General features: G+C 70.5%; 4 protein-coding genes. 2 read left to right on the forward strand and 2 right to left on the reverse strand.

Annotation, left to right across the window (positions count from 1 at the left end):
• Positions 1-88: 88 nt before the first annotated feature.
• The gene (locus RJ05_RS05665; RefSeq protein ID WP_051016274.1) at positions 89-970 is read right to left on the reverse strand and encodes a helix-turn-helix transcriptional regulator; all 882 of its coding nucleotides are present in this window, start codon (positions 968-970) and stop codon (positions 89-91) included.
• Positions 971-1,108: 138 nt separating this feature from the next.
• On the opposite strand from RJ05_RS05665, the gene RJ05_RS33080 reads away from it, so the two are divergent.
• Together RJ05_RS33080 and RJ05_RS05670 are read left to right on the forward strand one after the other, a co-directional pair.
• Entirely contained in the window at positions 1,109-1,354 is a 246-nt protein-coding gene (locus tag RJ05_RS33080) for an NAD(P)H-dependent oxidoreductase (protein WP_228790721.1), read from the forward strand.
• Positions 1,246-1,683, forward strand: coding sequence for an NAD(P)H-dependent oxidoreductase (locus RJ05_RS05670; protein ID WP_249040606.1), 438 nt, complete (start codon positions 1,246-1,248; stop codon positions 1,681-1,683). The genes RJ05_RS33080 and RJ05_RS05670 overlap by 109 nt, the downstream gene beginning before the upstream one ends.
• 340 nt (positions 1,684-2,023) lie before the next feature.
• On the opposite strand, the gene RJ05_RS05675 is transcribed toward RJ05_RS05670, so the two are convergent.
• Positions 2,024-4,072 carry an ATP-dependent DNA helicase gene (locus tag RJ05_RS05675; protein WP_036533900.1) on the reverse strand — a complete coding sequence of 683 codons (2,049 nt, stop codon included), beginning with the start codon at positions 4,070-4,072 and terminating at the stop codon, positions 2,024-2,026.
• Between the last annotated feature and the right edge of the window lie 50 nt (positions 4,073-4,122).

The following is a 4,122-nucleotide window of genomic DNA, read 5'->3' on the forward strand; positions in this document are numbered from 1 at the left end:
TCAGACGCTGACCGGCGTCGCGGCGCTCGCCCTGCCTGGGATGCTGTTCGAAGTGGACGCTGTCGCCGTGCGGGAATAGACGGCACGGTCAGCGTCGGCGCTTGTCGGTGGCCGGGCCGATGTCGTCACGTGCGGCGCCGGCCTCACCGGGCGCGGCAGGCACGTCGGCGGCGCCCAACCCCGCGAGCAGCCGCAATCCGTCCTCGGTGGGGCTGTTCGGCTCGGCGGACAGCACCAGCAGTTCCATGCCCGACTCGTCGGGGAGGGCGAAGTTCTCCTGATGCAGTTCGAGCAGTCCGACCAGCGGGTGGTGGTAGGCCTTGCGGCCGTGGGTGCGGGCGCGCACGTCGGCGCGGGCCCAGAGCTTGCGGAAGCGGTCGCTGCCCATCGCGAGTTCGCCGATGAGTGCGGCCAGGCGGGGGTCGTCGGGGTATTTGCCCGCGGCCAGGCGCAGGTGGCCGACGGCGTCGAGGGTGCAGGTCTCCCAGTCGGCGTACAGGCCGCGATGCTCTTCTTCGAGGAAGATGTGCTTGGCGGTGTTCAAACCCGACAGCGGTCGGCCATAGAGGAGTTCGGCGAGGCGGTTACCCGCGAGCACGTCCAGGCGATGGTCCATGATCAGCGCCGGTGCGTCGGCGACCAGGTCGAGCACCCGCAACAGCTCCGGTCGCACCCGGGCCGCGGGCACCTTCGCGCGGCGGCGGCGTTGCCGGGCGAGGCGGTAGAGATGTTCGCGTTCGATCTCGTCCAGGCCGAGGACTCGGGCGAGCGCATCGAGGATCTGCTCGGAAGGCTGGGTCGCCCGGCCCTGCTCGAGGCGGACGTAATAGTCGACGCTGACTCCGGACAGATGCGCGACCTCTTCGCGGCGCAGCCCTTCGACCCGGCGGCGGCGGTCGGCGGGGATGCCGACGTCGGCCGGGTCGACCCGGGAGCGCCGGGTGCGCAGGAAGCCGGCGAGATCGTCCATGGCCCCAGTATGGCCGCGGCCGGGCGCGCGAAGGTGGTCCTGCCGATACCAGGAAGTGCCGTCCGACGGACGCGGCGCCCCTGAATACCGAGCGTCGCGACGCCGAGGATCGAACTCATCCGATCCGAAGGAGTTCCCATGAAGACGCTGATCGTCCACGCCCATCCCGAGCCGGCTTCGCTCAACGGCGCGCTCAAGGATCTTGCGGTGACCACGCTCGAAACAGCCGGGCACGAAGTGCGGGTGAGCGATCTGTACGCGATGAACTGGACCGGGTGTTCACCTATCGCTTCGCCTACGGCGTCGGCGAGCACAGCGACACCAAGTACGGCGAACGCTACGGCGAAGGCACCCTGGCCGGCCGCCGGGCACTGCTGTCGGTGACCATCGGCGGCCTCGAATCGCACTACGGCCCACGCGGAATCAACGGCCCCATCGACGACCTGCTTTTCCCGATCCACCACGGCATCCTGTTCTACCCGGGCATCGAGGTACTGCCACCGTTCGTTGTATACGGCGCCGACCGGCTGCCCGCCGAGGACTATCCCGATGTCGCAAAGGCGTGGCAGGAGCGCCTGCTCATGCTGGAATCGACCGAGCCGATCCCGTTCCGGCGCCAGAACTTCGGCGACTACCAGCTGCCGTCGCTGGAGTTGAAACCCGGACTGGAACCGGCCGGTCGCACCGGGTTCGGACTGCATGTGCGCGGCTGATTCCGGCGGCGTCGCGGCCGGTCCCCGCGGCATCCGGCTGTTCGGCAGGCTGATCCGCCGATCGCATGGCTGGTCCGGCGCAGGTGCGGCTGAGCTGGGCGAGTGTGCGGATGATCCGGTGAGCGTGCGTGATCCAGCGGGTGTGAGCATGTTCGGCGGGTGAGCGGCTGATTCGCGATCGCGTGGCTGATCCGGCACATGTGCGGCTGATCCCGCGGAGGTGCGGATGATCCGGGCGAGTGTGCGGCTGGTCCGGTGATTGTGCGCGCGATCCGCAGGGCGGCCGCTCCCGGGCTTGCGCGCAGCGGTTCTCCGGGGCGGCGGATTCACGCGCCGGAGGTCAGACTTTTGCGGCCGCGGTGAGGCGTTGCAAAGCCTTGGTGACGACTTCGGGATCGCTGGTCTCCCAGTACGGCGGCAGCGATGCGCGCAGGTAGCCGCCGTAGCGGGCGGTGGCCAGGCGGGGGTCGAGGATCGCGACCACGCCGCGGTCGTCGACGCTGCGCAACAGGCGTCCCGTGCCCTGGGCCAGCAGCAGCGCCGCGTGGCTGGCGGCGACGGACATGAAGCCGTTGCCACCGCGCGATTCGACCGCCCGCTGCCGCGCGGTCAGCAGCGGATCGTCGGGGCGGGGGAACGGAATGCGGTCCAGGATCACCAGGCTCAGCGACGGACCCGGCACGTCGACGCCCTGCCACAGCGACAGGGTGCCGAACAGGGAGGTCTCCGGATCGTCGGCGAACTTTCGCACCAGCGCACCGGTCGAATCCTCGCCCTGGCACAGCACGGGGGTGTCCAAGCGCCCGCGCAGTGCTTCGGTGGCGGCCTTGGCGGCGCGCATGGAGGAGAACAGCCCGAGCGTGCGGCCGCCGGCCGCGGTGATCAGCCGTTCGATCTCGTCGAGGTAGGCGGGGGACAGGCCGTCGCGGCCCGGCGCGGGCAGATGTTTGGCGACGTAGAGGATCCCGGATTTCGCGTGGTCGAAGGGGGAACCGACATCGAGGGAGGTCCAGCGCACGGTCTCGTTGTCCGACGGTGCTTCGGCGCCGTTGGCGGTCGCGGTATCGGTGCGGCCCGAGGACTGGGCCGGCAGACCCCAGGTGATGGCGAGACCATCGAACGAACCGCCGATCTGCAAGGTCGCCGAGGTCAGCACCACCGTGGACGCGCCGAACAGCCTGCTGCGCAGCAGCCCGCCCACCGACAGCGGCGCCATACGCAAGGTGCGCCGGGTGACGCCGCGCAGTTCGTCGGCGGCCAGCCACACCACATCGCGGCGGGCCGCCGGATCAGGCTCGTCGAATGCGGTGAGCGCGCGCACCGCGGCGTCGTGCACCTCTTCGACGGCGGCCACCGCACGGGTGCGGGCGGCGGCGGTATCGGCGTCACCCTGCGCGGTGCTGCTGCCCTGCGGGGCCAGCGCGGTGTGGGCGTTCCAGGCGGCGTCGCGGACCAGCGCGAGCACCGGGGCGATCCCGTCGGGGATGGCGTCCCAGCGGCTCGCAGGCAGATCGTCCAGCGCGGCGTGCAGGGCCTCACCGGCGGCTTCGAGCCGGTCGACCTCTTGTTCGTCGATGAGTTTGGCGCAGCGACGGGCCGCGGCGGTGATCGCGACGGCCGACAGTTCGGCGGTCGCGACGCCGGTGACACGGTCGACCAGTTCGTGCGCCTCGTCGACCACCACCACGTCGTGTTCGGGCAACACCTGGATGCCGCTGATGGCGTCGATGGCCAGCAGGGCGTGGTTGGTGACGACGATGTCGGCCTGCGCGGATTCCGCCCTGGCCTTCTCGGCGAAGCAATCCTGTCCGAACGGGCAGCGCGTTTTGCCAAGGCATTCCCGCGAGGACACGCTGACCTGCCGCCACGCCCGATCGGAGACGCCGGGGGCGAGATCGTCGCGGTCGCCGGTCTCCGTATCGGAGGCCCACTCGTTGAGCCGCTGCACCTCACGGCCGAGTCGCGAGACCGCGAACGCGTCGAACAGTTCGGCCTCGGCCGGCTCTTCCGGAACGGCGCTGTTGATCTTGTTCAGGCACAGATAGTTGTTGCGACCCTTGAGGATCGCGAACTGCGGGGTACGGCCGAGCGGTTTGGCGAGCGCTTCGGCGAGACGGGGCAGATCGCGGTCGACGAGCTGGCGTTGCAGCGCGATCGTCGCCGTGGACACCACTACCGTGCGCCCGGTGCGCACCGCGTGCCGCAGGCTCGGCACCAGATAGGCCAGCGACTTACCGGTACCCGTGCCCGCCTGCACCGCCAGGTGTTCCTTGGTGTCGATCGCGTGATCGACCGCGGCGGCCATCGCTACCTGACCGGGCCGTTCCTTGCCGCCGAGCGCGGAGACGGCGGTCGACAACAGGGCCGGGACGGGCGGAAGTTCGGGCACCCCGGCAGCCTACTGCGCCGCACCGACAAGCCGTGCCCGGTCGGCGCGCG

The sequence above is a fragment of the Nocardia cyriacigeorgica NBRC 100375 genome (genome assembly GCF_000308555.1).
Taxonomy (GTDB): domain Bacteria; phylum Actinomycetota; class Actinomycetes; order Mycobacteriales; family Mycobacteriaceae; genus Nocardia; species Nocardia cyriacigeorgica.

Coding starts and splice junctions, on each gene's coding strand:
- RJ05_RS05665 (WP_051016274.1), bottom strand. CDS start 970: ATGGACGATCTCGCCGGCTTCCTGCGCACCCGGCGCTCCCGGGTCGAC.
- RJ05_RS33080 (WP_228790721.1), top strand. CDS start 1,109: ATGAAGACGCTGATCGTCCACGCCCATCCCGAGCCGGCTTCGCTCAAC.